The organism is Mesorhizobium sp. WSM4807, from assembly GCF_055811615.1.
Genome location: NZ_JBVVQY010000004.1, coordinates 291,341 through 314,617, shown reverse-complemented (window position 1 = coordinate 314,617; position 23,277 = coordinate 291,341). Strand labels below are relative to the sequence as shown.

At 63.0% G+C, this 23,277-nt stretch carries 24 protein-coding genes and 3 pseudogenes; 15 read left to right on the top strand and 12 right to left on the bottom strand.

Annotated elements, in window-relative coordinates:
* The first annotated feature begins 101 nt into the window (after window positions 1-101).
* Window positions 102-1,291, top strand: a pseudogene (locus tag AC0L3N_RS07665) (FAD-dependent oxidoreductase).
* 12 nt (window positions 1,292-1,303) lie between these two features.
* On the opposite strand, the gene AC0L3N_RS07660 reads toward AC0L3N_RS07665, so the two are convergent.
* The gene (locus AC0L3N_RS07660) at window positions 1,304-1,975 is read right to left on the bottom strand and encodes an alpha/beta hydrolase (protein ID WP_473546768.1); all 672 of its coding nucleotides are present in this window, start codon (window positions 1,973-1,975) and stop codon (window positions 1,304-1,306) included.
* A 202-nt stretch (window positions 1,976-2,177) separates the two neighbouring features.
* Here AC0L3N_RS07660 and AC0L3N_RS07655 point away from each other — a divergent pair, with 202 nt between their 5' ends.
* Window positions 2,178-3,392, top strand: a complete 1,215-nt coding sequence (locus AC0L3N_RS07655) for an OpgC family protein (RefSeq protein WP_473546766.1) — start codon at window positions 2,178-2,180, stop codon at window positions 3,390-3,392.
* A 16-nt stretch (window positions 3,393-3,408) separates the two neighbouring features.
* Here the strand turns inward: AC0L3N_RS07655 and AC0L3N_RS07650 are convergent, their stop codons facing one another.
* Window positions 3,409-4,491: a LacI family DNA-binding transcriptional regulator gene (locus AC0L3N_RS07650; RefSeq protein ID WP_473546764.1), complete on the bottom strand. Its 1,083-nt coding sequence runs from the start codon at window positions 4,489-4,491 to the stop codon at window positions 3,409-3,411.
* 143 nt (window positions 4,492-4,634) lie between these two features.
* Here AC0L3N_RS07650 and AC0L3N_RS07645 point away from each other — a divergent pair, with 143 nt between their 5' ends.
* A complete protein-coding gene (locus tag AC0L3N_RS07645; protein ID WP_473546762.1) occupies window positions 4,635-4,778 on the top strand; it encodes a hypothetical protein in 144 nt (47 codons plus the stop codon).
* A 62-nt stretch (window positions 4,779-4,840) separates the two neighbouring features.
* Entirely contained in the window at window positions 4,841-5,005 is a 165-nt protein-coding gene (locus AC0L3N_RS07640) for a hypothetical protein (protein WP_473546760.1), read from the top strand.
* A 96-nt stretch (window positions 5,006-5,101) separates the two neighbouring features.
* Here the strand turns inward: AC0L3N_RS07640 and AC0L3N_RS07635 are convergent, their stop codons facing one another.
* Both AC0L3N_RS07635 and AC0L3N_RS07630 read right to left on the bottom strand, forming a co-directional pair.
* The gene (locus AC0L3N_RS07635; protein ID WP_473546758.1) at window positions 5,102-5,476 is read right to left on the bottom strand and encodes a DUF423 domain-containing protein; all 375 of its coding nucleotides are present in this window, start codon (window positions 5,474-5,476) and stop codon (window positions 5,102-5,104) included.
* A 41-nt stretch (window positions 5,477-5,517) separates the two neighbouring features.
* Complete coding sequence (locus tag AC0L3N_RS07630) at window positions 5,518-6,777, bottom strand: multidrug efflux MFS transporter (RefSeq protein ID WP_473546756.1); 1,260 nt, start codon at window positions 6,775-6,777, stop codon at window positions 5,518-5,520.
* A 176-nt stretch (window positions 6,778-6,953) separates the two neighbouring features.
* On the opposite strand from AC0L3N_RS07630, the gene AC0L3N_RS07625 reads away from it, so the two are divergent.
* The gene (locus tag AC0L3N_RS07625; RefSeq protein ID WP_473546754.1) at window positions 6,954-7,619 is read left to right on the top strand and encodes a GntR family transcriptional regulator; all 666 of its coding nucleotides are present in this window, start codon (window positions 6,954-6,956) and stop codon (window positions 7,617-7,619) included.
* 85 nt (window positions 7,620-7,704) lie between these two features.
* Window positions 7,705-7,938 carry a DUF982 domain-containing protein gene (locus AC0L3N_RS07620; RefSeq protein ID WP_473546752.1) on the top strand — a complete coding sequence of 78 codons (234 nt, stop codon included), beginning with the start codon at window positions 7,705-7,707 and terminating at the stop codon, window positions 7,936-7,938.
* Between the two features lie 55 nt (window positions 7,939-7,993).
* Here AC0L3N_RS07620 and AC0L3N_RS07615 read toward each other — a convergent pair whose 3' ends face one another.
* On the bottom strand, window positions 7,994-8,152 hold the full coding sequence (locus AC0L3N_RS07615; protein ID WP_123147561.1) for a hypothetical protein: 159 nt from the start codon (window positions 8,150-8,152) through the stop codon (window positions 7,994-7,996).
* Between the two features lie 204 nt (window positions 8,153-8,356).
* Here AC0L3N_RS07615 and AC0L3N_RS07610 point away from each other — a divergent pair, with 204 nt between their 5' ends.
* Window positions 8,357-9,328 carry a glycosyl transferase family 90 gene (locus AC0L3N_RS07610; RefSeq protein WP_473546751.1) on the top strand — a complete coding sequence of 324 codons (972 nt, stop codon included), beginning with the start codon at window positions 8,357-8,359 and terminating at the stop codon, window positions 9,326-9,328.
* Window positions 9,329-9,364: 36 nt separating this feature from the next.
* On the opposite strand, the gene AC0L3N_RS07605 is transcribed toward AC0L3N_RS07610, so the two are convergent.
* The gene (locus tag AC0L3N_RS07605) at window positions 9,365-10,408 is read right to left on the bottom strand and encodes an aldo/keto reductase (protein WP_473546749.1); all 1,044 of its coding nucleotides are present in this window, start codon (window positions 10,406-10,408) and stop codon (window positions 9,365-9,367) included.
* A gap of 257 nt (window positions 10,409-10,665) precedes the next feature.
* On the opposite strand from AC0L3N_RS07605, the gene ppk2 reads away from it, so the two are divergent.
* Window positions 10,666-11,586, top strand: coding sequence for a polyphosphate kinase 2 (gene ppk2, locus AC0L3N_RS07600; protein ID WP_473546747.1), 921 nt, complete (start codon window positions 10,666-10,668; stop codon window positions 11,584-11,586).
* Between the two features lie 272 nt (window positions 11,587-11,858).
* On the opposite strand, the gene AC0L3N_RS07595 is transcribed toward ppk2, so the two are convergent.
* The 6 genes and pseudogenes from AC0L3N_RS07595 to AC0L3N_RS07570 form a co-directional block, all read right to left on the bottom strand.
* Complete coding sequence (locus AC0L3N_RS07595; protein ID WP_473546745.1) at window positions 11,859-12,503, bottom strand: dihydrofolate reductase family protein; 645 nt, start codon at window positions 12,501-12,503, stop codon at window positions 11,859-11,861.
* A gap of 152 nt (window positions 12,504-12,655) precedes the next feature.
* Window positions 12,656-12,889, bottom strand: coding sequence for a HepT-like ribonuclease domain-containing protein (locus AC0L3N_RS07590; protein ID WP_473546815.1), 234 nt, complete (start codon window positions 12,887-12,889; stop codon window positions 12,656-12,658).
* Window positions 12,882-13,007, bottom strand: a pseudogene (locus AC0L3N_RS07585) (HepT-like ribonuclease domain-containing protein); the annotation flags it as partial. The gene AC0L3N_RS07590 and the pseudogene AC0L3N_RS07585, both read right to left, overlap by 8 nt.
* A complete protein-coding gene (locus tag AC0L3N_RS07580) occupies window positions 13,007-13,303 on the bottom strand; it encodes a nucleotidyltransferase family protein (protein WP_473546743.1) in 297 nt (98 codons plus the stop codon). The gene AC0L3N_RS07580 and the pseudogene AC0L3N_RS07585, both read right to left, overlap by 1 nt.
* A 48-nt stretch (window positions 13,304-13,351) precedes the next feature.
* Window positions 13,352-14,383: a porphobilinogen synthase gene (gene hemB / locus AC0L3N_RS07575; RefSeq protein WP_473487720.1), complete on the bottom strand. Its 1,032-nt coding sequence runs from the start codon at window positions 14,381-14,383 to the stop codon at window positions 13,352-13,354.
* Window positions 14,384-14,561: 178 nt separating this feature from the next.
* Complete coding sequence (locus AC0L3N_RS07570; protein ID WP_473546741.1) at window positions 14,562-15,353, bottom strand: DUF2066 domain-containing protein; 792 nt, start codon at window positions 15,351-15,353, stop codon at window positions 14,562-14,564.
* Between the two features lie 188 nt (window positions 15,354-15,541).
* On the opposite strand from AC0L3N_RS07570, the gene AC0L3N_RS07565 reads away from it, so the two are divergent.
* The 7 genes and pseudogenes from AC0L3N_RS07565 to AC0L3N_RS07535 all read left to right on the top strand — a co-directional run bounded on the left by AC0L3N_RS07565 (window position 15,542) and on the right by AC0L3N_RS07535 (window position 23,250).
* A complete protein-coding gene (locus AC0L3N_RS07565; protein WP_473546739.1) occupies window positions 15,542-16,585 on the top strand; it encodes an enoyl-CoA hydratase/isomerase family protein in 1,044 nt (347 codons plus the stop codon).
* Window positions 16,582-17,004 carry a DUF6163 family protein gene (locus AC0L3N_RS07560; RefSeq protein WP_473487717.1) on the top strand — a complete coding sequence of 141 codons (423 nt, stop codon included), beginning with the start codon at window positions 16,582-16,584 and terminating at the stop codon, window positions 17,002-17,004. The genes AC0L3N_RS07565 and AC0L3N_RS07560 overlap by 4 nt, the downstream gene beginning before the upstream one ends.
* 278 nt (window positions 17,005-17,282) lie before the next feature.
* Window positions 17,283-17,798, top strand: a complete 516-nt coding sequence (gene ldtR, locus AC0L3N_RS07555) for a transcriptional regulator LdtR (protein ID WP_473487716.1) — start codon at window positions 17,283-17,285, stop codon at window positions 17,796-17,798.
* A gap of 350 nt (window positions 17,799-18,148) precedes the next feature.
* Window positions 18,149-19,402, top strand: coding sequence for a L,D-transpeptidase family protein (locus tag AC0L3N_RS07550; protein ID WP_473487715.1), 1,254 nt, complete (start codon window positions 18,149-18,151; stop codon window positions 19,400-19,402).
* Between the two features lie 108 nt (window positions 19,403-19,510).
* Window positions 19,511-21,145 (top strand): annotated as a pseudogene (locus tag AC0L3N_RS07545) (Na+/H+ antiporter).
* 118 nt (window positions 21,146-21,263) lie between these two features.
* Complete coding sequence (gene glyA, locus AC0L3N_RS07540; RefSeq protein WP_123147547.1) at window positions 21,264-22,577, top strand: serine hydroxymethyltransferase; 1,314 nt, start codon at window positions 21,264-21,266, stop codon at window positions 22,575-22,577.
* A gap of 85 nt (window positions 22,578-22,662) precedes the next feature.
* Window positions 22,663-23,250, top strand: coding sequence for a hypothetical protein (locus AC0L3N_RS07535; RefSeq protein ID WP_425294090.1), 588 nt, complete (start codon window positions 22,663-22,665; stop codon window positions 23,248-23,250).
* The last annotated feature ends 27 nt before the right edge of the window (window positions 23,251-23,277 follow it).

Below are 23,277 nucleotides of genomic sequence, written 5' to 3'. Positions count from 1 at the left end.
TTTGGACGCGCAAAGGACGCTCTAGCACTTTGAATCGGCGCATGATCCTTTTCCGAAAACCGAAATCGGTTTTCGGGGTCATGCGCGAGGGACGGGGCGACATGGACTACGACATGCTGGTCATCGGCAGCGGCCCTTCCGGGCGCCGCGCCGCGGTGCAGTCGGCCAAGCTGGGCAAATCCGTGCTGGTGGTCGACAGGGGCCGGCGTCTTGGCGGCGTGTCCGTGCATACCGGCACCATCCCGTCGAAGACGCTGCGGGAAACTGTGCTCAACCTCTCCGGCTGGCGCGAGCGCGGCTTCTACGGGCGCGGCTACCGGGTCAAGCAGGACATTTCGGTCGGCGATCTGATCGAGCGCCTGCACAAGACGCTCGATCACGAGGTCGAGGTGCTGCAGCACCAGTTCATGCGTAACACGGTCAACCATTGACGGTGATCGGCGCCGGCGTCATCGGCGTCGAGTACGCGACGATCTTTTCGGCGCTCGACGTGCCGGTGACGCTGGTCGAGCCGCGCAATACCATCCTCGATTTCGTCGACCGCGAGATCGTCGACGATTTCATCCATCAGATGCGCGACCGGGGCATGACGATCCGGCTCGGCAGTGCGATCAAGGAGATCGCCTCGAAACCCGACTACGCCGAGGTGACGCTTGCCGACGGCCGCAGCATACGCTCGGAGATGGTGCTCTATGCCGCGGGGCGCACCGGCAATGTCGGCGCGCTCGGCCTCGACGCGGTCGGCATCGAGGCCGATTCCCGGGGCCGCATCAAGGTCGATCCGCAGACCTTCCGGACCCGCGCACCGAACATCTATGCCGCCGGTGACGTCATCGGCTTTCCGAGCCTCGCCTCCACCTCGATGGAACAGGGCAGGGTGGCCGCCTGCCATGCCTTCGGCGTGCCCTTGCCGCCGCCGCCGGAAACCTTTCCCTACGGCATCTACGCCGTGCCGGAAATCTCGACCGTCGGCCAGTCCGAGGAGCAGGTGCGCGAGAGCGGCGGCGCCTATGAGGTCGGCGTGGCGCGCTTCCGCGAAACCTCGCGCGGCCATATCATGGGCGTCAACACCGGTTTCCTGAAGCTTCTGTTCTCGATCGAAACGCGCCGGCTGCTCGGCGCGCATATCGTCGGCGAGGGCGCGACCGAACTGATCCATATCGGCCAGGCGGTGATCAATCTCGGTGGCACCGTCGATTTCTTCGTCAACAACACCTTCAACTATCCGACGCTGGCCGAAGCCTACAAGATCGCCGGGCTGGATGCCTGGAACCGGATGGGGCGGGCATAGGCGATGGGCTCATCAATTTGCCTGCGCGATGGCGGTTGCCGGGCCGGCCAGCCAGTGCCTGACGATTTCAGCATCCCGGTCGCCGATTTCATGGCCGGAGGCGATGGTGTGGGCGTCGACCGCGGCGCCATGTGATTCGAGCAATGTGACCAGCGCCGGTGCGAAGGGCGCGTAGGTCAGGTCGGCGGCGCCGGCGATGATCAGCACGCGTGCTTTGGACAGATCGGCCGGGGGCACATCGTCGAGCACCGGCATCGGGCGCAGCAATGCTGCCCGTTCGATGAGGCCGGAATGCAGCAGCATCACGGTCGAAACCAGATTGGCGCCGTTTGAATAGCCAAGAAAGATCATTCGGGAGAGATCGAAACCGTGGCGCTTCGCGGCCGCGGTGATGAAGCCCGCGAATGCGTCCGCCTCCGTGCAGATGCTCTCCTGTTCGAAGCGCGTCGGCGTGATCCGCGCGAACCAGCGGAAACCGTCCTCCTGGGCGATGCGGCCACGCACCGCCACCAACACCGCGTTCGGTGCGATTTGCTGCCCGAGAGCCACCAGAGTCGTCTCGTCGACACCGGATCCATGCAGCAGAAAAAGGCATTCGCCGCTCGCATCCACGGGGCGATAAAGTCGGTAGAAAAACGGCAGGTCGCACCGCAAAAAGCCGTCTTCCGGAGGTTTTTCGGCCATATCGCATCCTTTTGATTTCGTGTCGTTTTATTCATTTGCCGGCTTCAAAACGGAATATTTTCGGGCTCCTTCAAAGTTGATTGAACCGGGCGCATTTCAGCCCGTTTGTTTGCCGATATGCTCCTGCGGGAAGAATCGAAGCGGTGCGTCCGGCGGTCGCATCGATCGCGGCATGAACAACCAGCTTTGAGGCCTTTTATCGATGACCATGCCAATTTCACCGGATCGCGGCACGCGTGCCGCGGAACGCGATACGCGTATCCCGGAACGCGATACGCGCATCGATGTGTTCCGCGCTCTCGCTCTGCTGATCATATTTGTCGACCATGTCCCGGGCACGGTTTTCGAAACCCTGACCTACAAGAATTTCGGCTTTTCGGATGCCGCCGAGGCCTTCGTGCTGATCTCCGGCATGTCCGTCGCGCTCGCCTACGGCTCAAAATTCCAGTCCGGAAACCGGCTCGTGGCGACACTGAAATTGTGGCGCCGCGCCGGTGTGCTCTATGTCGCGCACATCGTGACGACGATGGCGGTGCTGGCCATCTTCTGCGCGGCGGCGGTGTTCGCGAAGCGGCCGGAGATGCTGACCCTGATCAACATCGAGCCATTGATCAGGAACCCGCAGCAAGCGCTGATCGGCATCGTCACGCTTGGCCATCAGCTCGGCTACAACAACATCCTGCCGGTCTATGCGGTGCTGCTGCTGATGGCGCCAACCTTCCTGCTGTTCATCAGCCACAGGCCTCTCACGGCGCTCGCCCTGTCCGGAGCTCTGTGGCTGGTTGCCGGGATCTACCAGATCGCCCCGCCGAATTATCCTGAGCCCGGCTTCTGGTTCCTCAATCCGCTGTCGTGGCAGTTCCTCTTCAACATCGGCCTGGCGAGCATGCTGCATATCAGGCGCGGCGGCACCATTCCGGTCAATCGCTGGCTGGTCGGCGCGTCGGCGGTCTATGTCGCGGCGGGGTTGGTCTGGGTGCATAGCCCGCTATGGGGGCACGTGTCGTGGCTGAACCTGCCCGTGGTGCTGACCGGCTTCGACAAGACGTTCCTGTCGCTGCCGAGGCTGCTGCACATTCTGGCGGTGAGCTACCTGATCGTGGCGTTTCCTTCTGTCTCGAACCTGTTCCGCACCAGCCGCGACCATCCGCTCGCCATATTGGGCAAACGATCGCTGCCGGTTTTCATCGCCGGCACGGTGATCGCCATGGCGGCGCAGGTGATGAAGCTGATCAACCCGGGCGGGTTTGCCTATGACAGCTTGCTGATCGCCGCCGGCATCGCCATGCAGTTCGCGCTCGCCTATTACCTCGAATGGCTGTCGGGTATTGGGCGGTCCAGCATGAGCAGGCCGGTCCGCAGCGAGCCGCCGCCGGTCCATGCATCCTTCGGCGTGGGCGGCATGGCGACAGGCTGAATCGATAGCGTCTGCCTCACGCTGTTTTGGGCGGCGGTCCGGAAGATGCCCTGACGACGAGTTCGACGCCAAGCGTCTCGCGTCGCACCGTGCCGTCGAAATCGAGGATCGTTCGCGCCGCCCGGCGGCCGATCTCGGCGATCGGCTGCGCGACCGTGGTTAGCGGAGGATCGCAAAGTGCGGCGTCAGGGACGCCGTCGAAGCCGACGACGGAGACGTCGCCGGGAACCGCAATACCACGCGCGGCCAACCATTCGATCGCGACCATGGCAATCCGGTCCGACATCGCCAGGATGGCGGTCGGCGGCTCTGCCGAGGCGAAGATCGTTTCGAGGCCGGCCGTTGTGCTGGCTTCGTCGTTTTCGGTCTCGTATACCGGTATCCCGGCGGTATCGACGCCGTACCGGGAAAACGCCTCGAAATAGCCGACGAGGCGATCGCGCGTGCCGGTGTAGACGGCCGCCCGAACTTGGCTCGGCGAGACAAGGCCGGTGCTGTCGTCGGCGAAAGGCAGCGCCAGAACGGCGAAGCGGCGATGGCCAAGCTCGGCGAGATGCTGCGCCGCCAGGCGGGCGCCGGCGACATTGTCGACGCCGATTGCCGAAACAGTGTCGTCGTCGAAACCGAGCTCAAGAGCGACGAAGGGGAGTTTGCGTTCGCGCGTCAGTTCGACAAGGCGTGAGCCGCCCTCAATGCAGAACAGAATGAAGCCGTCGACCAGCGCGCTCTGGATGTTCCAGGCAAGTTTTTCCTGATTGCCGGCCGACACCAGCGCTATCCCCGCGCCGGTGGCATCGCATGCCTCGGAAATCCCGGCCATCATCGCGCGGGCGAAGGGGTCTTCGAAGAAATAGGACAGCGGCTCGGTGGTGGCGACGCCGATCGCGTTGACCTTGCCGGCACGCAGCAGCCGACCCTTGGGATCCGGCCCCGCATAGCCCATCGCCTCGGCCGCTGCCTTGACCCGTTCGCGGACTTCCTCGCGTACGATCTCGGGACGGCTGAACACGTTGGAGGCAGTGCCGTGCGAAACTCCGGCGGCCTTGGCGATGTCTGCCAGCCGGATGGGTTTCGTATTGCCTTCGGTTGATGACGCCATTTTTTCTGCCTCCGGATTCCTATCTAGCACCTTTGTTGGATCGATTCAAATTTTGCTTGACAACCGTGCGGTCGAGTGTATTTTGAATCGATCCAAGTTTAGCGCCCAACTGTCGATTGGATCGATTCAGGAAGGAGAGAGCCATGCACCCCGTCAATTATCTGTTCGAAGACATCTATCGCAACGACTGGAGCATAACCTCGAACGCGGTGACCCGGACGCGTCGCGGCGGCGTCGGTCCGTGGATCCGCGATCTGGGTTTTCTCGTGGAGCGCAAGCGGAGCTGATCGGCACGGCATTTTCTGGCCTGTCGATTGGATCGATTCAAGTTTGAAAAAGGAGCCAAGCCATGCATCCGATCAATCATTTGTTCGAAGATATCTATCGTAACTATTGGGGCATCTCGCCGGCCATCGATAGGCCGGAGCGGCGCCGGCTGACCAAGCCGGCGGCACGCAATCGCGGCCTGCCGGTCCGGCCCGAACGCCGGCAAGACTGGCCATCGTCTGACTGATCGTCGTTTGGCGGGACCCGGCCGGCTGCCCGCAAGCGCGCCGTACTTGAGCTGGGGAGGGGCCCAGCTCTCCCGCTGAGCTGCGGGAATGCCATTTCAGGAGCGCGGGCGCATCAGTGCCGAGGCTGCAACCGCCAGCCAGCCGGCGATGAGCAAGGTGCCGCCGATCGGCGCCGACATCGGGAAAAACGGCGAGCCGAGGAAGTCACGAGCGAGGAGATCGCCGCAGAACAATACAAGCCCGACGAGAAGAATAAGGCTTGCGGTTCGCAGGATCCGGTTTGCGCCGACGAGGCCGACGGCAAGAAAGACCGGCGCATGCATGAGCAGGAACGACGCGACCGTACCGACGAAAGCGCCGCCCAGATGTGCCGCCGCGGCAGAGAGCGCCACGCCGGCCGCGCCGCACAGGCCGCCGACGAGAACGAGGATGCGGCCGCTGCCGCTTGTTGGTTGCTCGGCCGTGCTCATGTCTCTGGTCTCCGTGAAGCAGTGATAGCCCGCAAACCGTGTCAGGATTTGCCCGCCTGCACCAGCATGTCGCGCGCGCGACGCGACTGGACCAGCCAGTTATACGCCGCACCGCCCGCCATCAGCACGGATGTGCCGAGAAACACCGCGCGCATGCCGAAATGACCGCCGACGAAGCCGCCGAGCAACGGCCCGGCGACCTGTCCGACATATTGCGCCGAGATCGACAAGCCCAGCACATTGCCGCCGACGCCGTCCGGAACATTGTGACGGATGACGCTGGTGATGCAGGGCAAGAGACCGCCAAGTGCCAGCCCCATCAGGAAACGCAGACCGACAAGCTGCCAGCCCTGTGTCACAAAGGCCTGCGGGATCAACAGCAGCGCCGAGACGGCAAGCGCCGCAATGATGACGTTCCAGTGGCCGACGTGGTCGGCAAGCTTGCCGAGGCGCGACGCCGACAGGATGGCGCCAAGTGCTGCCGCCGACATGACGACGCCGGAGGTCAGTGTTAGCACGCTTTGGTCCTCGATGAGCTGCTGGACGTAGACCGTGATGATCGGCTCGATCGACATGGTGGCGAAGCTCAACAGCATGCCGGTCGCCAGCATGGCGACGACCGGGCGTTTGTCCGAGATTTGCGACCAGCCGCCTTTCGGCTTCTCAGTCGGTGCTGATTTGTCGGCTGCCGGGCGAGGATTCTCCTTGATGAGAAAAGTCGTTGCCAGGAACGCCAGGAAAATGACGCCGCCGGCGAGCAGGAAGGTGGCGCGGATGCCGATCAAGGGCGGCAGCGCGCCGCCGAGCAGGGGACCGACGAGGGCGCCTGCGGTGATGCCGGCCGACAGCACGCCGAGCGCCCAGCCCGACCGGTCCTTCGGCGTCTGCATGGCGACGAGAATGGTCGAACCCGAGGAATAGCCGCCGGCGAAACCGATCAGCAGGCGCAGCAGCACCAATTGCCAGACAGTCTCCACCATGCCGGTCAGCGACATGCAGACGGCCATGCCGAAACTAGCGCGCACCAGCATCAGCTTGCGGCCGTAGCGGTCGCCCAGCCGTCCCCACAGCGGCGCCACTAGCGCGGCGGCGAAGAACGTCGCGCCATAGGCGATGCCGGACCACTGCACGATCGCCGCGTGCCCCTCGGCACCCAACTGCTCGACGTAAAGCGGCAGGAAGGGTAACAGCAGCGTCATGGCGACAAGTGTGCTGAACGAGCCGGCAAAGCACACGGCGAGATTGCGGCGCCAGTGGATGTTGTGGGCGCTTTGCATGGCAGGGGTGGCTTCTTGCGGCATGTCCTGTCCTGTCCGGCAAGTCTCTCGACGACTTGTTCCGGATACCATTTTGGGATACCAAGCTGGTATCCGTCATGGACGCAAGCTCGACGGCTGTCAATGCGGCGCTCAAACGTGATCGGCAAACGATGGTAGTCGCCGATCGCCAGCAAAACGGCCGGAAATCGGAAACCACAATGTCGCAGATGCAGAATGTCGAAAAGCAGCTTCGGGAGATGATCCTCGGCCTCGAGATCGGTCCCGGCGAGCGGCTGACGGAACGCTGGATCGAAAGCCGCTTCGGGGCGTCGCGCACACCGGTCAGGGCAGCATTGCTGCGGCTCGAGACGGAAGGTCTGGTCTGCCGCGACGGGCGCGGCTGGACGGTATCGCCGATCAACCTCGCCGAGCTCGAGCAGATCGCCGTCTACCGCGAGGCGGTCGAGGTCGCGGCGGTCAAGCTGACTTGTGCCTTGGAGGACAGGAGCGCCGTCGACGTCGTCGAGGCGATGCTGGACTCCTGCGATGCCGGCACCCCGCGCGAGGAATGGCATCGCGTCGGCATGGACTTTCACATCGAGCTGGCACGCCTGTCCGGCAACGAGTTCCTGTTCAGGGCGGTTCGCGATGCCATGACGCGCCTGTCGCGGGCGCGTTGGCTGGAGGTGCGCGACGAGGCGGCACTCGGCCGTGCCTGGGCCGAACACCGTGCCATTCTGGCGGCGGTGCGCGCCGGCGATGCGGATGAGGCGGCACACCGGCTTTCGGCTCATATCGTCGGCAGCCGCGACCGGCTGGTGACATCATTGCACAATGACCGGCGCGGCCTGCGTGCCAGGGGATTTGCCGTCGTCGCGGCGTGATTGCGGAGGCAACCACTTTCGCCCTCGCTTCGCGAGCGCCGATGGCGTAAGAGCGGCGATGGAAAACAACCGATTTGAAACACCCGTGACCGTCAAGTCGGGCGCTGAGGGAACCACTCAGCTCTTGCGTACGGCCCGCGAGGCTTCCGACTACCTCCTCAACAACTGGCCCGGCAAGCGCAGTCCAAAGCATCGCGAAGCGCTGCAGGCCTGCCATGATGCGCTGGCCGGCGACAAACCGGCGATGACCGCAAGGCGCGCCTTCATCGCCGCCGCGCGCGAGGTGAACGTGTTCGTCAGCGACAAGGCGCCGGCCTGAAGACGCAGCGGGATTCCTAGGCCAAATCCGATCCGCCTCGCGGGCCGGATGCGTTTTACTCTGCCGTTTCCGTTTCGGTCTCGGACGTGGTCTCGTCTTCGGGCTTCGAACGTTCCTTGGCTGCCGCCTTGGCCGCCTGCTTTTCCGCCTTTTTGGCGGCCTTCTGCCGGTCGCGTTCCTTGCGTTCCTGGCCGTAATTCGGTGCTCGCGCCATATCTCTTCCTTTCACAATCCCAAAGGTTCTTAGCCCTGCCTAGGGGCATTGGGCTACAAACACAACACCGCAAAGGGCGATCGGCTCCATACACAGCCGGCAGGCCGGCTGAACACGGTTCCGTGGCTTGCAAGATAGCCGGCACAATGGTGTAGGAGGGGCCGGGAGGGCAAATCACAAGCCGACTTTTTCACCAAGTGACCGATGGCCACCCTTCAAAGAAACGCACAGAAGCTATTCTACTATGCGCGCAATGCCGCGCGCGATATCGCACCGCAGGCGCTGTTCCGCCGCAGGCTCGCCGGGCTGCTCGAGCAGGCCAGGCTTTCGGACGGATCGGTCCGCGCGCGTCTCAACTATTACAACAGATTGCAGAAGGCTTTCGCGCCGAGCGCCGGGGCCGTGCCGGTCAGCCGGCTGCCGACAGACCGGAGCATGTATTACTACGATCTGAAGGAATTTACCCGCTACTTCGATCCCGATTTGCGCATCGACCTCGAATTCGGCGACGTCGTCGAAGTGCCTGCGATGCCGTCGATCGTCAAGGATCGGCCGATCGCCGGCGATAACAGGAACGGGATCCTGTTCAAGCTCAACAAGTTCCGCCACTTCCACATGCCCGCCGACGATGTTGCCTTCGCGGACAAGCTTCCGGTTGCGGTGTGGCGCGGCGAGCTCAACAACCCGATAAGGACCTTGCTTCTGGAGGCCGCGCGCGATCTGCCCTTTTGCGACGTCGGCACGCCCAAACCGACGGCAGCGCCGGAATATCGCAAGCCTTACCTGAGCATCGATCAGCAGCGGCGCTGTCGCTACATCATTTCACTCGAAGGCAACGATGTGGCGACCAACCTAAAATGGATCATGAGTTCGAATTCACTGTGCCTGATGCCGCCGCCGACATATGAGACATGGTTCGCCGAAAGCGAACTCGTGGCTGACGTTCACTATGTCCCGCTCGAACCTGATTTCACGGATCTTGCCGAGCGGGTGCAGTATCTCGAACGTCATCCGACTGAGGCAGAGCGCATCGTTGCCGCCGCCAACGCCTATTGCCGCAAGTTCGCCGACGAACGGGCCGAGCAGGCGATCTGCTTGCTCGTGCTCTACAAATATTTCGTGCTCAGCGGTCAGATCGAGCCTGATCCCGAGGTCTGGCGTTTTATCTCCGGCTAAGCCCGCAGCGACCTTCGACCTGATCCGGATCCGTAGTCAGACACCTTCCCGGTCAAGAACCAGATCGGCCGGACCAAACCGGTCCTTTGCCGTGAACTGCTGGTGCCAGTAGGGGTAGAGAACGGGCGGGCGGCTGACTGCGTCGAGGCGTGCGCGCTCATCGCTGGTCAGCACCAGGCTTGCAGCGGCGATATTGTCCTTGAACTGCACTTCGGTGCGGCCGCCGATGACCAGAGAGCTGACGGCCGGCCGGCCGAGCAGCCAGGCAAGCGCCACCTGCGCTGCCGACACGCCATGGTTGTTGCCGATATAGGCGAGCACGTCGACGATCCGCCATAGCCGCTCCTCATCACGGATCGGCGGTTCGGACCAGCCGCTGAGCTGGCGGGCGGTGGCCTGGTCGCGGTTGTATTTGCCGGACAGCAGTCCACCGGCGAGCGGGCTCCACACCAGCACGCCAAGCCCCTGGTCGACCGAGATCGGCAGCAATTCATATTCGGCTTCGCGTGCTTCCAGCGTGTAGTGGATCTGCTGGGTGACGAAGCGCGGCTGGTGCTGGCGGTCGCTGATCCCCAGCGCCTTCATCACTTGCCAGCCGGAATAGTTGGAACAGCCGACATAGCGGACCTTGCCCTGGCTGACGAGCGTGTCGAGCGCGGCGATGGTCTCCTCCAGCGGCGTCGTGCCGTCCCATTCATGCAGGAAATAGATGTCGATGACGTCGGTCCTGAGGCGCTTCAGGCTCTTCTCGCACTCGCGGATCAGATGGTAGCGCGACAGCCCTTCGTCGTTGGGACCGTCGCCGATCCGCATGCGCGCCTTCGAGGCGATCAGTATATCGCCCTTGCGCTTGCCGCCGAGCGCTTCGCCGATGATCTCTTCCGAAAGCCCATTCGAATAGACATTGGCGGTGTCGATGAGATTGATGCCGGCGTCGATGCAGAGGTCGATCATCCGGCGCGCCTCGTCGAGATCGGTCTTGCCGACCGCCGAAAATGCGCCGGCGCCGCCGAAGGTCATGGTGCCCATGGTCAGCGTCGAAACCTTCAGCCCGGAACGGCCGAGTGTGCGGTATTCCATGTCAGATCCTCACAATTGCGTTGAGAAGGGCTGCTTCGAAGGCTGCCCGAAAGAGCCTGGCATTTGTAGGACAATTCGCGCTGCTTGTCGTGCATGCCATGGAGGCTGATCGATCACATCTCACGGAGTTGGGCGACCGGCGGGCGGGCCGGCTGCAATAAAACCGTCATTGCCGGCCTGTATGCAAGTCGGCTCAAGGTGTTCGATCTTGGCCGGCAGGCCGACGCCGACACGGGCGTGCACGCGGAGCAGCATAAATGACCGAAGCAAAACAGAATTCTCCTGCCAAGGATTGGCTGGAGGCGGAGCTCGCCGACACGCTCGATGAAGACTACGAGCTGGAAATGTCGGAACCGGCGCTGTCGCTGGAAATCGCCAAGATCTACAAGAACGCGCATCCGCCCTCGATGGATCGCCAGCAATATTTTCGCAACCTGATCACGCTGCAATCCGAATTGATCAAGCTGCAGTCCTGGGTGGCTTACACCAGGAAGAAGCTGGTTGTGGTTTTCGAGGGCCGCGACTCGGCCGGTAAGGGCGGCGTCATCAAGCGCATCACCCAGCGGCTCAATCCGCGCATCTGCCGCGTCGTCGCCTTGCCGGCGCCGACCGAGCGCGAGAAGTCGCAATGGTATTTCCAGCGCTACGTGCCGCATCTGCCGGCAGGCGGCGAGATCGTGCTGTTCGACCGCTCCTGGTACAACCGCTCCGGCGTCGAAAGGGTGATGGGATTTGCCGAACCGGATCAGGTCGAAGAGTTTTTTCGCGACGTGCCGGAGTTCGAGCGCATGCTGGTCCGCTCCGGCATCACGCTGGTCAAATACTGGTTCTCCATCACCGACGAGGAGCAGCAGATGCGTTTCCAGATGCGCATCCATGATCCGATGAAGCAGTGGAAGCTGTCGCCGATGGACCTGCAGTCGCGCGTGCGCTGGGAGCAGTACACCAAGGCCAAGGAAGAGACCTTCGCCCGCACCAACATTCCCGAAGCCCCCTGGTTCATCGTCGAGGGCAACGACAAGAAGCGGGCGCGGCTGAACTGCATCGATCATCTCCTCAAGCAGATGCCTTATGAGGAAGTGCCGCACGAGGAGATCACGCTGCCCGACCGCGTCTTCAATCCCGAATACGAGCGCCAGGTATTGCCGCGCGAGCTGTATGTGCCGGAGAAGTATTAAGGCAGAGCTCCCTTCTCCCCGTCACTATACGGGAGAAAGATGCCGGCAGGCGGATGAGGGACGGCGCCAACCTCGACAGTTGAACTTGCCAAAGTCACTGCATGGGACCAAACTTATTTTGATGTCATATTGCCATTGGGGGTATTGTCCGGCAGAGTAATCATTGATCGATTGCGCCGCCCCTCATTGCCCTGCCGGGCATTTCTCCCCGTATAGTGACGGGGAGAAAGGGGCCTGTACCGAGGTTTCGCCAACAGAGCAGACGAAACGTCCTAATCGCGCTTGATGATCACATGCGTGGCATTCGGCGTTGCGACCTGCTCGCTGCAGCGGTAGCCGAGGCGGGGCATGTCGATGCCGGCAAAAAGATTCTCGCCTGAGCCGAGCAGCATCGGCGATATCGCAAGATGCATGTCGTCGACGAGCTTTTCCTGGAGATATTGCCGGATCGTGGCGACGCCGCCGCCGAGCCGTACATCCTTGCCATCAGCCGCTGCCTTCGCCTTTTCCAGCGCTGAGTGGATACCATCGGTTACGAAATAGAAGGTCGTGCCGCCGTCCATGACAAGAGGATCCCGCGGAAAGTGGGTGAGCACGAAGACCGGCACATGGTAGGGCGGATTGTCTCCCCACCAGCCTTTCCAGGTGTCATCGGGCCAAGGTCCACGGATCGGCCCGAACATGTTTCGGCCCATGATCCACGCCCCGATATCTTCGAAGCTGCGCGTCACAAACGTGTCGTCGGTATCCGTGGTCCCGCCATCTTCACCAGACATGTTGCGGAAGGTTCGGGTGCCGAGCATCCATGTGAGCAAGGCTTCCCCGCCGATGCCCAGCGGCTCTTTCAGGTCCTGGTCGGGACCGGCGCCGAAGCCGTCGATAGACAGGGTGAATGCGTTGACACGAAGCTTGGACATGAGTACCTCCCTAAACCGGTTTTGAAATGCAATCAGTTGTTTTTAGCTGGACTGATTGCGTTTTGCAAGCGGTACATCGCCGCCGAGCGGTGGGCGGCTCGTTGGGCCAGCCGCACCAGGACCACCGCCAAAAAAGGCGGTTGCAGCTGCAGTTACTTGCGCCGGGATGCCTCGAGGATGCGCTCGACAGCTAGGCGTAGCGGCGACAGACTATCTGTCACTACGGTCCAGACGATAGCGTCGGAAGTCTTGTGGTATTCGTGACGCAAAACATTGCCAATTCCACGGATCTGTTTCCAGGGAATTTTCTGGAGCAAGAGCGAGCAAATCGTCCGGGATGTGCCGGGTGGCTTCAGAAATGATCTCGATGCCGCGCTCCACGCCATGACGAAGCAGCCAGTCGTCACGAAAGTCATCCAGGGTCTTGCCGGCGGTGGCAGTGCTGATGCCATCCAATGCCGCTATGATCTCGGCTAGGATAGGCTCGATCCGGCGGACTGCCATCAGAATACGCGCACGGCCGATTGTTCGATCTCGGCCTTCAACATAGGATGAAGGCTGTCACGCGTGGTGATGTCGATTTCCGTTGACATCTTCTCTTCCAGAAATTGCTTGATCTCGACCAGGTCGATCAGAGAAAAGCGCCGCGCCGGATCATAGTCGATGAACAGATCAAGATCGCTGTCCGGCTGCGCATCGTCCCGCGCCGTCGACCCGAACAGATACAGCGAAGTCGCGCCCATGCCTTTGATGGCATCTGCGTTTCTCCGCAACCGTTCGATGACCTCATTCCTGCTCATAAATCCATTCTAGCGGATTGCAGCAAAATCCCAAAGCGATGCGGGTGCCTACCCCTTAAGCATCGCCGCCACCTCGGGCGCAAAGTAGGTGAGGATGCCGTCGCAGCCGGCGCGCTTGAAGGCGAGCAGCGATTCCAGCATCGCCTTGTCGCCGTCGATCCAGCCATTGGCGGCGGCCGCCTTGATCATCGAATATTCGCCCGACACCTGATAGGCGAAGGTCGGCATGCGGAATTCGTCCTTCAGCCTGCGGATGATGTCGAGATAGGGCAGGCCGGGCTTGACCATCAGCATGTCGGCGCCCTCGGCGAGGTCCTGCTCGGCCTCTCGCACCGCCTCGTCGAAATTGGCATGGTCGAGATAGTAGGTCTTCTTGTCGCCCTTGAGCAGGCCGGCGGTGCCGACCGCCTCGCGATAGGGTCCGTAGAAGGCGGAGGCGAATTTCGTCGCGTAGGACATGATCGCCACATCCTGAAAACCATTGGCGTCGAGCGCATCGCGGATGGCGCCGATGCGGCCATCCATCATATCGGACGGGGCAATGATGTCGGCGCCGGCCGAAGCCTGGATGACGGCAGCCGCGGCGACCTGCTCCACGGTCTGGTCGTTGACGATGATGCCGTCGCGCAAGATGCCGTCATGGCCGTGCGAGGTGAAGGGATCAAGTGCTGCGTCGGTGATGATGCCGATCTCGGGCACCGCGTGCTTGATGGCGCGCGTGGCGCGGTTGATGACGTTTTCCGGATCGAGGATGTGCGAGCCGGTCTGGTCGCGCAGGCCGAGCTCGACATTGGGGAAGGTGGCGATCGCCGGAATGCCGAGCTTTGCCGCGCGCTCGGCCTCCTTGACGGCAAGGTCAAGCGACAGGCGGAAGACGCCGGGCATGGCGGCGATCGGCTCGCGGATGTTTTTCCCGTCGACGACGAAGATCGGCCAGATCAGGTCGTCGACGGAGAGCCGGTTCTCCTGGACGAGGCGGCGCGACCAATCGGCCTTGCGCATGCGGCGCAAACGGCGGCTGCCGGTGATCTCGTCGACGCTGCGCGCGCCGGCAGGCTTTGCTGGGGTAAATTTGTTCATCGCCAAAACTCCGGATCGGGCGGCTTTTACCACGAGCCTCCGCCGCTGACCAATGCGACACGATTGTGCCAGCGTCGTAAGGGAGGGGTATGCCGAGTTTCAGGTCAGGCCGAGCCGGAGTCGAAGACGGGCGCGAAGCGACCAAACAGGTGTGTTCCGAACCTGAAACTCGGCATACCTATGGCTGACCGTTGCCGGACAGGACCTGCGCCGCGCCCCGCATGGCGACGCGGAACGCCTCGTCGAAGCTGACGCCGCGCACCTGCCAGCTGTAGGTCCTGCCGCCCGTGGCCAGCCGCCAGTCGGCGATCCAGCCCAATTCCTTGTGGCTCCAGACGATCCTGCCGGCAAGTGCCTGGTCGGCGCCGGCCTGTTTGGCGGCCTTGTCCAGAGCCGCGATATCCACCTCGTGCAGCGCCTTGTCGTCCAGCCCGGATTCGGAGAGCAGCGACGCCTTGGGGAATGCGATCCGCATCGCCAGGGGGTCGGCAGCATTCACGAACGATTCGCGCATCGGTTCGCCGCGCTTATCGTCGGCGGCCAGCGCGAAATGCCTGGCGCCTCGCTCCGTTGCCAGAAAGATCGCCAGCCGCGGCCGCTCGGCGAGCCACGGCTTGCTGCCGAGCGAGGCCAGTACCGGGTCGATCACACCAGGCCTGTAGAGACAGGTCAGATCGTGCGGCCGGTCGTGCGTGCCTTGCTCGTCGTGGATCGGAATGCCTTCCATCCGGTCGCGATAGCGGAATTCGGCAACGAAGCTGCCAGCCTTGTCGCGCAGCGCCGCCATTTCAGGCTTTTTCGGCAGCCGCTGATCGCCGGAGACCCTGACCAGAACCGCATCCAGACAGGACTTGAAGCCGATCCGGCGGTTTTCTTCGCCCTGGCCGGTGACGATGGTCTTCGCGCGATAGAGGTCGTCCCCGGCCAATGCGGGACGAGCGGCCGCGCATACAATCAGGCCGATCGCCACCAGGGCAAGCCGCGAAAATCCAAGCATGGCTCGACGTCCGGTTTGAAAGCCCGTCATCAAGATGGTCCGTTTTAGCATCGGCTGCCGGCGGTGGCCAAGGCGGCAGGATTGCGCCCCGCCATTGACGCGCCCATGCGCCACGCTTTAGCACTTCAGTCCCGGCGGCGCGGGGGAGGGATTCTTAGGCGATGGATTTTGGCGGCGGCAACGAGATCCGCTTCGAACGATCGGGCAGGGCCGGCGTTGTCACGCTGACGCGGCCGCAGGCGCTCAATGCCGTCACCCACCGCATGGTCAACGCGCTCGACAAGGCGCTGCGCGCCTGGGAGCGGGACGACGGCATCGATGTTGTCGTCGTCAAGGCCGAGGGCAGGGCGTTTTCGGCCGGCGGCGACATCCTCCACATCTACGAGGCTGGCCGGGCCGGAAAGCCGCCGGTCGATTTCTTCGCCGACGAATACCGGCTGAACGCCCGCATCGCGCGGTTCGGGAAACCCTATGTCGCGCTGATCGACGGTATCGTCATGGGCGGCGGCGTCGGCATCTCGTTCCACGGCTCGCATCGGGTACTGACCGAGAACGCCCAGTTCGCGATGCCGGAAGTCGGCATCGGCTTCTTCCCGGATGTCGGCGCCAGCCATCTCCTGCCGAACCTTGGCGGCAGCTTCGGCATGTATCTGGCCCTGACCGGAAACCGCATCCGCTATGGCGATGCTTTGTGGTCTGGCCTGGCGACGCATACGATCAAGGCGCAGGACCAGGCCGGTTTTCTCGATAGGCTGGTCGCGACCGGCGACCCGGAACCGGCGCTGCGCGGCTTTTCCGTCCCGGCCCGGCGCGAGACGGACAGTCCGACGCTGGAAGCGATCGCCCGCCATTTCGCGCAACTGTCGCTGGGTGACGTCATCGGCAGCCTGGAGCGCGCCGCACCCGCCGATGCGTTCGCGGCAAAGACGCTGGCGACGATCCGCACCCGCTCGCCGACCAGCCTGCACGTCGCCTGGCGCGAGATCAGCGCCGGACTGACGCTGTCGATGGACGAGTGCATGCGGATGGAGTTCCGCATCCTCAACCGCATGCTTGCCGGCCACGATTTCTACGAAGGCATCCGCGCCGCCATCATCGACAAGGGCTCGACGCCGCAATGGCGGCCGGCAGGCATCGACGACGTCAGCGCTGCCGACGTCGATGCCTATTTCGCTCCGCTCGGCGAACGGGAACTCGAACTGTGAGCGACGTCACGTCGAGACGCGTCGTGCTCCAGCCCTCGACGGCCGAGGTCATCTTCGCCTGGTTCCAGCGCGTCATATCGGGCTACTGCCTGTTGTTCGGGATTTTGTACTGGATCCGGCTGATCGGCTTCTATCCCGGTTCGTTGTGGCGCTTCGACCTGATGCCGGTGCATTGGCAGGTGGCGGCGGTGACGCTCGCCGTCTTCTTCCCCTTCGCCGCCGCCGGCCTGTGGATGCTGGCCTCCTGGGGGCCGGTGATCTGGTTCATCTGCGCGGCGACCGAGACCGTCATGTATGCCGGCTTTCCCGAGCTCTTCGGCCACCGGCCGCTTATCCTCGCCTCGCATGCGGCGGTGGCGCTGCTCTACATCGTCTTTCGCGTGGTGATCTGGATGCAGAAGCGCCAGAGCCGACAATAGAGCATCGGACCGATGCTCAACAAGAATGGCGCCCGCGCGTCCTGTCGTACGCGCAAAGGACGCTCTAACTTCTATCGGCTTCCGCCCGGAATCATTGGCTAAATCTTTAGGTTAATCATCCTTGTTCGGGTGACCCTTCGTTAAGCCTCTTTCGAAACCTATTACCGGTAAGCTCTTGTTAGCCCTAGCGTTTAAGTCGAATTTTATGAGTATTCGATAGTGTCGCGATCAAGGTGAAAAACAAAAAATCACCAGGCGACAAACGAGAGGCAAAGACAATGATCAATTCCCGTCCGGCGGCGAAGACCGCCAACGTATCCGATGACCGTCGCGAGGCGATCCGTTCGCTGTACATGGAGTCACTGCAACTGGTGGAGCGCCTGCACCGCCGCCTGCTTGACGTGATCAAGGACGAATTCGACCGCAACGGCCGTTCCGACATCAACGCCATCCAGGCGCTGCTGCTCTTCAACATCGGCAATTCGGAGCTGACCGCCGGCGAGCTGCGCTCGCGCGGCTACTATCTCGGCTCGAACGTCTCCTACAATCTGAAGAAGCTGGTCGATCTCGGCTTCATCAACCACCAGCGCTCGCGCATCGACCGCCGCTCGGTGCGGATCTCGCTGACGCCAAAGGGCAGTGAGGTGGCGGAAGTCGTCGCCGGCCTATACGAGCGCCATGTCGGCTCGATCGAGCAGGTCGGCGGCATCAACACGGAAGAATTCAAGCAGATGAATCGCGCCCTGCAGCGCCTCGACCGCTTCTGGAACGACACCATCGCTTACCGGATGTAACGCATCCGCAGCATGTAGGGGAAACCGCGCCGAAGAAGCGCGGTCGGGAGCGACCTAAAGACCGGTGCCGAAAAGCACCGGTCTTTCCGTTTCGTCACGCCAGACGATCCAAATCGCGGTCAGGGTCACGTTGCCGCCATATTCCCGGTGAAAGCGAGAATGCGGGTGATGTTGCGGCGAGAGCCAACCGTCTCCCTGCCAACCGTCTCTCTGAACGCGCATGGCGCCCGGCGCGTTCTCACACAGCAGCAACAGGGGGCCATGGTTGGCTAATTGTTAACGACGCCAACCCTAGAGTACGGGCGGGATCGCCCGGTGAAAAAACTGTTACAGGAATGTCTGGAGCGTAAATGAGAACCAGTCGCCGTTTCTTCCTTTCTGGAGCCTCCGCGTTGGCCGCGACGATGATTGCCGGCGGCGCCAGCGCGCAGGACGTGATCGCGGATATCCTGAAATCCTCCGGCCGCGGCAACTGGGACGACCAGTTCGACGCCCGGGCCAGCCAGGGCGGCAAGGTGGCCTCGACGCTGCCGATCGTCAGCCTGCAGACCGTTGCGTTCACCGAGCAGGCGATCGCGCAGTATCAGAATATTGTCGCGCAGGGCGGCTGGCAGCCGGTCCCGGACACCAAGAAATTGCAGCTCGGCGTCATCGATCCCGATGTGGTGCCATTGCGCAGGCGCTTGATGATTTCGGGCGACCTGGCGCAGAGCGCCGGCCTGTCAGAGGCCTTCGATTCCTACGTCGATGCGGCGGTCAAGCGCTTCCAGGCGCGCCATGGCCTGCCTTCCGACGGGACACTGGGCCAATATTCGTATGCGGCGATGAATGTTTCGGCGCAGGTCCGGCTTGGCCAGCTGCAGACCAATCTGCAGCGGCTGCACGAGCGCGCCGGCACGCTGGGCAACCGTTATGTATTGGTCGACATTCCGGGTGCCCAGATCGAAGCGGTCGAGAACGACCGCGTCGTGCTGCGCCACACCGCCGTTGTCGGCAAAATCGACCGCCAGACTCCGATCGTCGATTCCAAGATCAACGAGATCATCGTCAATCCCTACTGGAACGCGCCGGTCTCGATCGTGCGCAAGGACATCATTCCGCTGATGCGGAAGGACCCCAACTATCTCAAGGACAGCAACATCCGTCTGTTCGCACCGGACGGCAGCGAGGTCGATCCGCTGACCGTCGACTGGTCGACCGACGACGCGGAGAAATACCGGTTTCGCCAGGATCCGGGCGCCGGCAATGCGATGGCCTCGGTCAAGATCAATTTCCCGAGCCCGGACGGCGTCTACATGCACGACACGCCGCAGCAGAGCCTGTTCGGCAAGATGATGCGCTTCGATTCCTCGGGCTGCGTGCGCGTCCAGAACGTACGCGACCTCGTCACCTGGATCCTGCGCGACACGCCGGGCTGGAGCCGCCAGTATTTCGAGGCAGCGATCAAGAGCGGCGAGAACATCCCGGTGCAGGTCACCAACCCGGTGCCGGTCTTTTTCCTCTACATCTCGGCCTGGTCGACGGGGCCTGGCGTCGTGCAGTTCCGCGACGACATCTACGGGCTCGACGGAGCCAACGAGCTGCAGATCACCTCCGCGCTCTAAGCGACTGATTTTTTTACTGAAAGGGCCGCCGGTGAGGGCGGCCTTTTTGCATCCGGCTGGGGGGCGCGCTTTGCGCCGGGTCCGGAAAGCGCCGTTCGGTACAGGCCCATGCAAGTCGCCATCTTCATCCTGATCGTGCTCGTCTTCGTCGCCGTTTCCGGCGCGCTGGTCCGGCTGGTGCGGGTGCCGTTGCCGGTGCTGCAGATTGCCATAGGTGCCGCACTCGCCTGGCCGATGCGCGGCATCCATGTCGAGATCGACCCCGAGCTTTTCCTGCTGGTGTTCATTCCGCCGCTGCTGTTCAGCGATGCCTATGGCGCGCCGAAGCGCGAACTGGTGGCGCTGCGCGGGCCGATACTGGACCTTGCCATCGGGCTGGTCTTCTTCACCATCGTCGGCTTCGGCTACGCCTTGCACTGGCTGGTGCCGAGCGTTCCGCTCGTCGTCGCTTTCGCGCTCGCCGCGGTGCTGTCGCCGACCGACGCAGTGGCCGTGTCCTCGATCGTCGACAAGAATGTGGTTCCGGCACGGCTGATGCACATTCTGGAAGGCGAGTCGCTGCTCAACGATGCGTCGGGACTGGTCATGTTCCGTTTCGCGGTGGCGGCGGTGTTGACCGGCAGTTTTTCCTTCGCCGCGGTATCTCTGACTTTCCTCTACGCCGTGGCAGTCGGCATCCTGGCCGGCGTGGTGGCATTGTTCGTTGCCGCCAAGGCGCTGCAATTGCTGAACCGCATCGGCGGCGTGCCAGCCGAGGCGCAGGTGCTGATCATGATCCTGCTGCCCTTCGACGCCGAGCATGTCGGGGCTTCGGGTATCCTGGCTGCGGTCACTGCCGGCGTGCTGACCGGCGGTTCCGGAATATTCCGCTTCCTCGGCGTTTCGGCGCGTATCCAGACGATGTCGCTGTGGACGACGCTGTCTTTCGTTTTCAACGGCGCGCTCTTCATCCTGCTCGGCCTGCAGTTCCCCGACATCATTGGCAACGTGCCGCCCGAGCTCAGCGGCCGCTATCCGGTCATCCAGCCGATCCTGACGGTGTTGGCGCTGACGCTGTGCCTGATCGCGCTGCGCTTTGTCTGGATCTGGATTGGCGACACTACGGCCCGCGTCGTGGCGCGATTGCGCAAGCGCAAGGCCGAGCCGTTCGGACTGCGTATTCTCCTCGCCGGCTCGGTGGCCGGCGTGCGTGGCGCGATAACGCTGGCCGGCATCCTGTCGCTGCCGCTCGCCATGCCGGACGGCTCGCCCTTTCCGGCGCGAGACGTGGCGATCTTCCTGGCCGCCGGCGTCATCATCTGCTCACTGGCCATCGCCAGCCTCACGCTGCCCTGGATTGCGCGCGGGCTGGTTGACCCGGGCGAGGATGCCGGCGCTGCCGAGGAACGCCTGGCGCGTGTCGGCGCGGCCAAGGCCGCCATCGACCGCATCGAGAGCATCGCCGGTGCGGAAGACGGGGACGAAGGTGAGGTGCCCGGCGCCCGGCTCGCCGCGGCCGACAGCATTGTCGCCGGTTACCGCCGCCGCATCGCCGCCTCCGACGAGGCTGATTAAGCGCGCACTGAAGCCCGTGAAGCCGGACGGCTGGAGCTCGAAATGAGGCTCGCCGGCATCGAGGCCGAGCGCAAGGCGGTGCGCGCCATGTTTCGCAGCCGTGAGATCAACGATCACACCATGCAGGCGCTGCTTACTGAGATTACGCTTACGGAAGCTTTGCTGAAGGGCCGTCAGGCGAGGAAATAGCCAGCTCTTCGCCTTGCTGCCGCAATCCGGCCAGCAAATTTCGCGCTGCAAACGTGGCGGGGCGAAAGCAACTGTGTTAATGGCGCGGCAGGCCCCCCGGACGACAAGGATCTCAAGCATGGCAACAGCAGCGGCAGTGTCGAACAAATTCGAATCCTTCTTCGAAACCACGCTTGCCGATGCGGATCCGGAGATTTTCGGCGCGATCCGCAACGAACTCGGCCGCCAGCGCCACGAGATCGAGCTTATCGCATCGGAAAACATCGTCTCCCGCGCCGTTCTGGAAGCGCAAGGGTCGATCATGACCAACAAATATGCCGAGGGCTATCCAGGCAAGCGCTACTATGGCGGCTGCCAGTTCGTCGACGTGGCCGAGGACCTGGCCATCGAGCGTGCGAAAAAGCTGTTCAGCTGTAACTTCGCCAACGTTCAGCCGAATTCCGGCAGCCAGATGAACCAGGCGGTGTTCCTGGCGCTGCTGCAGCCCGGCGACACCTTCATGGGTCTCGACCTCAATTCCGGTGGCCACCTGACGCACGGTTCGCCGGTCAATATGAGCGGCAAATGGTTCAAGGTCGTTTCCTACGGCGTGCGCAGGGACGATCATCTGCTCGACATGGATGCGATCGAGAAGACCGCCCAAGAGACCAGGCCGAAGCTGATCCTGGCCGGCGGCACCGCCTATTCGCGCGTCTGGGACTGGAAGCGTTTTCGCGAGATCGCCGACTCGATCGGCGCCTATTTGATGGTCGACATGGCCCATATCGCCGGCCTGGTCGCCGGTGGCGTGCATCCGTCGCCGCTGCCATATGCCCATGTGGTTACCACCACCACGCACAAGTCGCTGCGCGGCCCGCGTGGCGGCATGATCCTGTGCAACGACGAGGAGATCGCCAAGAAGATGAACTCGGCGGTGTTTCCGGGCCTGCAGGGCGGGCCGCTGATGCATGTCATCGCCGCCAAGGCGGTGGCCTTCGGCGAAGCGCTGAAGCCGAGCTTCAAGGTCTATGCCGAGGGCGTTGCCGCCAATGCCAAGGCGCTGGCCTCCAGCCTGCAGGAAACCGGTCTCGACATCGTCTCCGGCGGCACCGACAACCATCTGATGCTGGTCGACCTGCGCCCCAAGAACGCCACCGGCAAGCGCGCCGAGGCAGCGCTTGGCCGCGCCAACATCACCTGCAACAAGAACGGCATTCCTTTCGATCCCGAAAAGCCGTTCGTCACCTCGGGTGTGCGGCTCGGCACGCCGGCCGGCACCACGCGCGGCTTCGGCCAGGCCGAGTTCCGCGAGATCGGCAAGCTGATCGCCGAGGTGCTGGACGGGCTCAAGGCCGCGAATTCCGACGAAGGCAATGCAGCCGTCGAGGCCGCGGTGAAGGCGAAGGTGGCGGCGTTGACGGATCGTTTTCCGCTCTATCCCTATCTCGGTTGAGCTTACGCAAAGTGTCATCCGTTATCGGCCGCACGAGAAGCACTGTTGCAGTGGGGACCGAGTCCGGACAGGAGGCTTGACGATGATGCAGATTTTCCGTGTCGCTGGGTTTTGCGCGCTTGGCGTAGTGGCGACATTGACCGCCTTGCCGTTGTCCGCCGCCTTGGCACAGTCTGCGCCCACCCCAGCCGCACCGAAGACCGAAACCTTCGGCATGTGGTCCACCACTGTGGACGAGATCGATACCGGCGAGGATCTGCGCAAGACCTGCGTCGCCTCGACCGCCTTTCTCGACGCGAGCGGTACCAGCGGCACTCTCACGCTCGCCATCTCGAACGGCGATGCACTGCCGCCCAGTGGCTATCCGACGCTTGTCATCGCCATGAAGAACAAGGACTTGCCGACTGGCGAGAATATTTCGGCGGTGTTCGGCGACAGCAACGGCAAGGTCAAGGCGACGGTCAATGCCATGGCCGGTGCCGGCGGAAAATGGATGTTGAACAACAAGCCCGAGATCAGCCTGGCGCTGCTGCGTGCCATGCGCCGCGCCAGCGCACTCGATGTCACGTTCGCCGACACAGCGGTCGCGACCGTATCGATGGACGGCTTCACCAAGGCCTATCGCAGCCTCGGCGTGTCATGTGGGTTCCCGACTGGTGACGTCGCTCCGTAATCGGCCGGTGTTGCCGTCTCGTATGAT

What these genes read in the sequence shown, in the direction of transcription:
- glyA (WP_123147547.1), top strand. Translation starts at nt 21,264, where the DNA reads ATGGCAACAGCAGCGGCAGTGTCGAACAAATTCGAATCCTTCTTCGAA.
- AC0L3N_RS07635 (WP_473546758.1), bottom strand. Translation starts at nt 5,476, where the DNA reads ATGAGCACGGCCGAGCAACCAACAAGCGGCAGCGGCCGCATCCTCGTT.
- AC0L3N_RS07630 (WP_473546756.1), bottom strand. Translation starts at nt 6,777, where the DNA reads ATGCCGCAAGAAGCCACCCCTGCCATGCAAAGCGCCCACAACATCCAC.
- AC0L3N_RS07625 (WP_473546754.1), top strand. Translation starts at nt 6,954, where the DNA reads ATGTCGCAGATGCAGAATGTCGAAAAGCAGCTTCGGGAGATGATCCTC.
- hemB (WP_473487720.1), bottom strand. Translation starts at nt 14,383, where the DNA reads ATGAACAAATTTACCCCAGCAAAGCCTGCCGGCGCGCGCAGCGTCGAC.
- AC0L3N_RS07645 (WP_473546762.1), top strand. Translation starts at nt 4,635, where the DNA reads ATGCACCCCGTCAATTATCTGTTCGAAGACATCTATCGCAACGACTGG.
- AC0L3N_RS07605 (WP_473546749.1), bottom strand. Translation starts at nt 10,408, where the DNA reads ATGGAATACCGCACACTCGGCCGTTCCGGGCTGAAGGTTTCGACGCTG.
- AC0L3N_RS07595 (WP_473546745.1), bottom strand. Translation starts at nt 12,503, where the DNA reads ATGTCCAAGCTTCGTGTCAACGCATTCACCCTGTCTATCGACGGCTTC.
- AC0L3N_RS07535 (WP_425294090.1), top strand. Translation starts at nt 22,663, where the DNA reads ATGCAGATTTTCCGTGTCGCTGGGTTTTGCGCGCTTGGCGTAGTGGCG.
- ldtR (WP_473487716.1), top strand. Translation starts at nt 17,283, where the DNA reads ATGATCAATTCCCGTCCGGCGGCGAAGACCGCCAACGTATCCGATGAC.
- AC0L3N_RS07615 (WP_123147561.1), bottom strand. Translation starts at nt 8,152, where the DNA reads ATGGCGCGAGCACCGAATTACGGCCAGGAACGCAAGGAACGCGACCGG.
- AC0L3N_RS07580 (WP_473546743.1), bottom strand. Translation starts at nt 13,303, where the DNA reads ATGAGCAGGAATGAGGTCATCGAACGGTTGCGGAGAAACGCAGATGCC.
- AC0L3N_RS07650 (WP_473546764.1), bottom strand. Translation starts at nt 4,491, where the DNA reads ATGGCGTCATCAACCGAAGGCAATACGAAACCCATCCGGCTGGCAGAC.
- AC0L3N_RS07655 (WP_473546766.1), top strand. Translation starts at nt 2,178, where the DNA reads ATGACCATGCCAATTTCACCGGATCGCGGCACGCGTGCCGCGGAACGC.
- ppk2 (WP_473546747.1), top strand. Translation starts at nt 10,666, where the DNA reads ATGACCGAAGCAAAACAGAATTCTCCTGCCAAGGATTGGCTGGAGGCG.
- AC0L3N_RS07640 (WP_473546760.1), top strand. Translation starts at nt 4,841, where the DNA reads ATGCATCCGATCAATCATTTGTTCGAAGATATCTATCGTAACTATTGG.
- AC0L3N_RS07590 (WP_473546815.1), bottom strand. Translation starts at nt 12,889, where the DNA reads ATGGCGTGGAGCGCGGCATCGAGATCATTTCTGAAGCCACCCGGCACA.
- AC0L3N_RS07660 (WP_473546768.1), bottom strand. Translation starts at nt 1,975, where the DNA reads ATGGCCGAAAAACCTCCGGAAGACGGCTTTTTGCGGTGCGACCTGCCG.
- AC0L3N_RS07550 (WP_473487715.1), top strand. Translation starts at nt 18,149, where the DNA reads ATGAGAACCAGTCGCCGTTTCTTCCTTTCTGGAGCCTCCGCGTTGGCC.
- AC0L3N_RS07565 (WP_473546739.1), top strand. Translation starts at nt 15,542, where the DNA reads ATGGATTTTGGCGGCGGCAACGAGATCCGCTTCGAACGATCGGGCAGG.
- AC0L3N_RS07610 (WP_473546751.1), top strand. Translation starts at nt 8,357, where the DNA reads ATGGCCACCCTTCAAAGAAACGCACAGAAGCTATTCTACTATGCGCGC.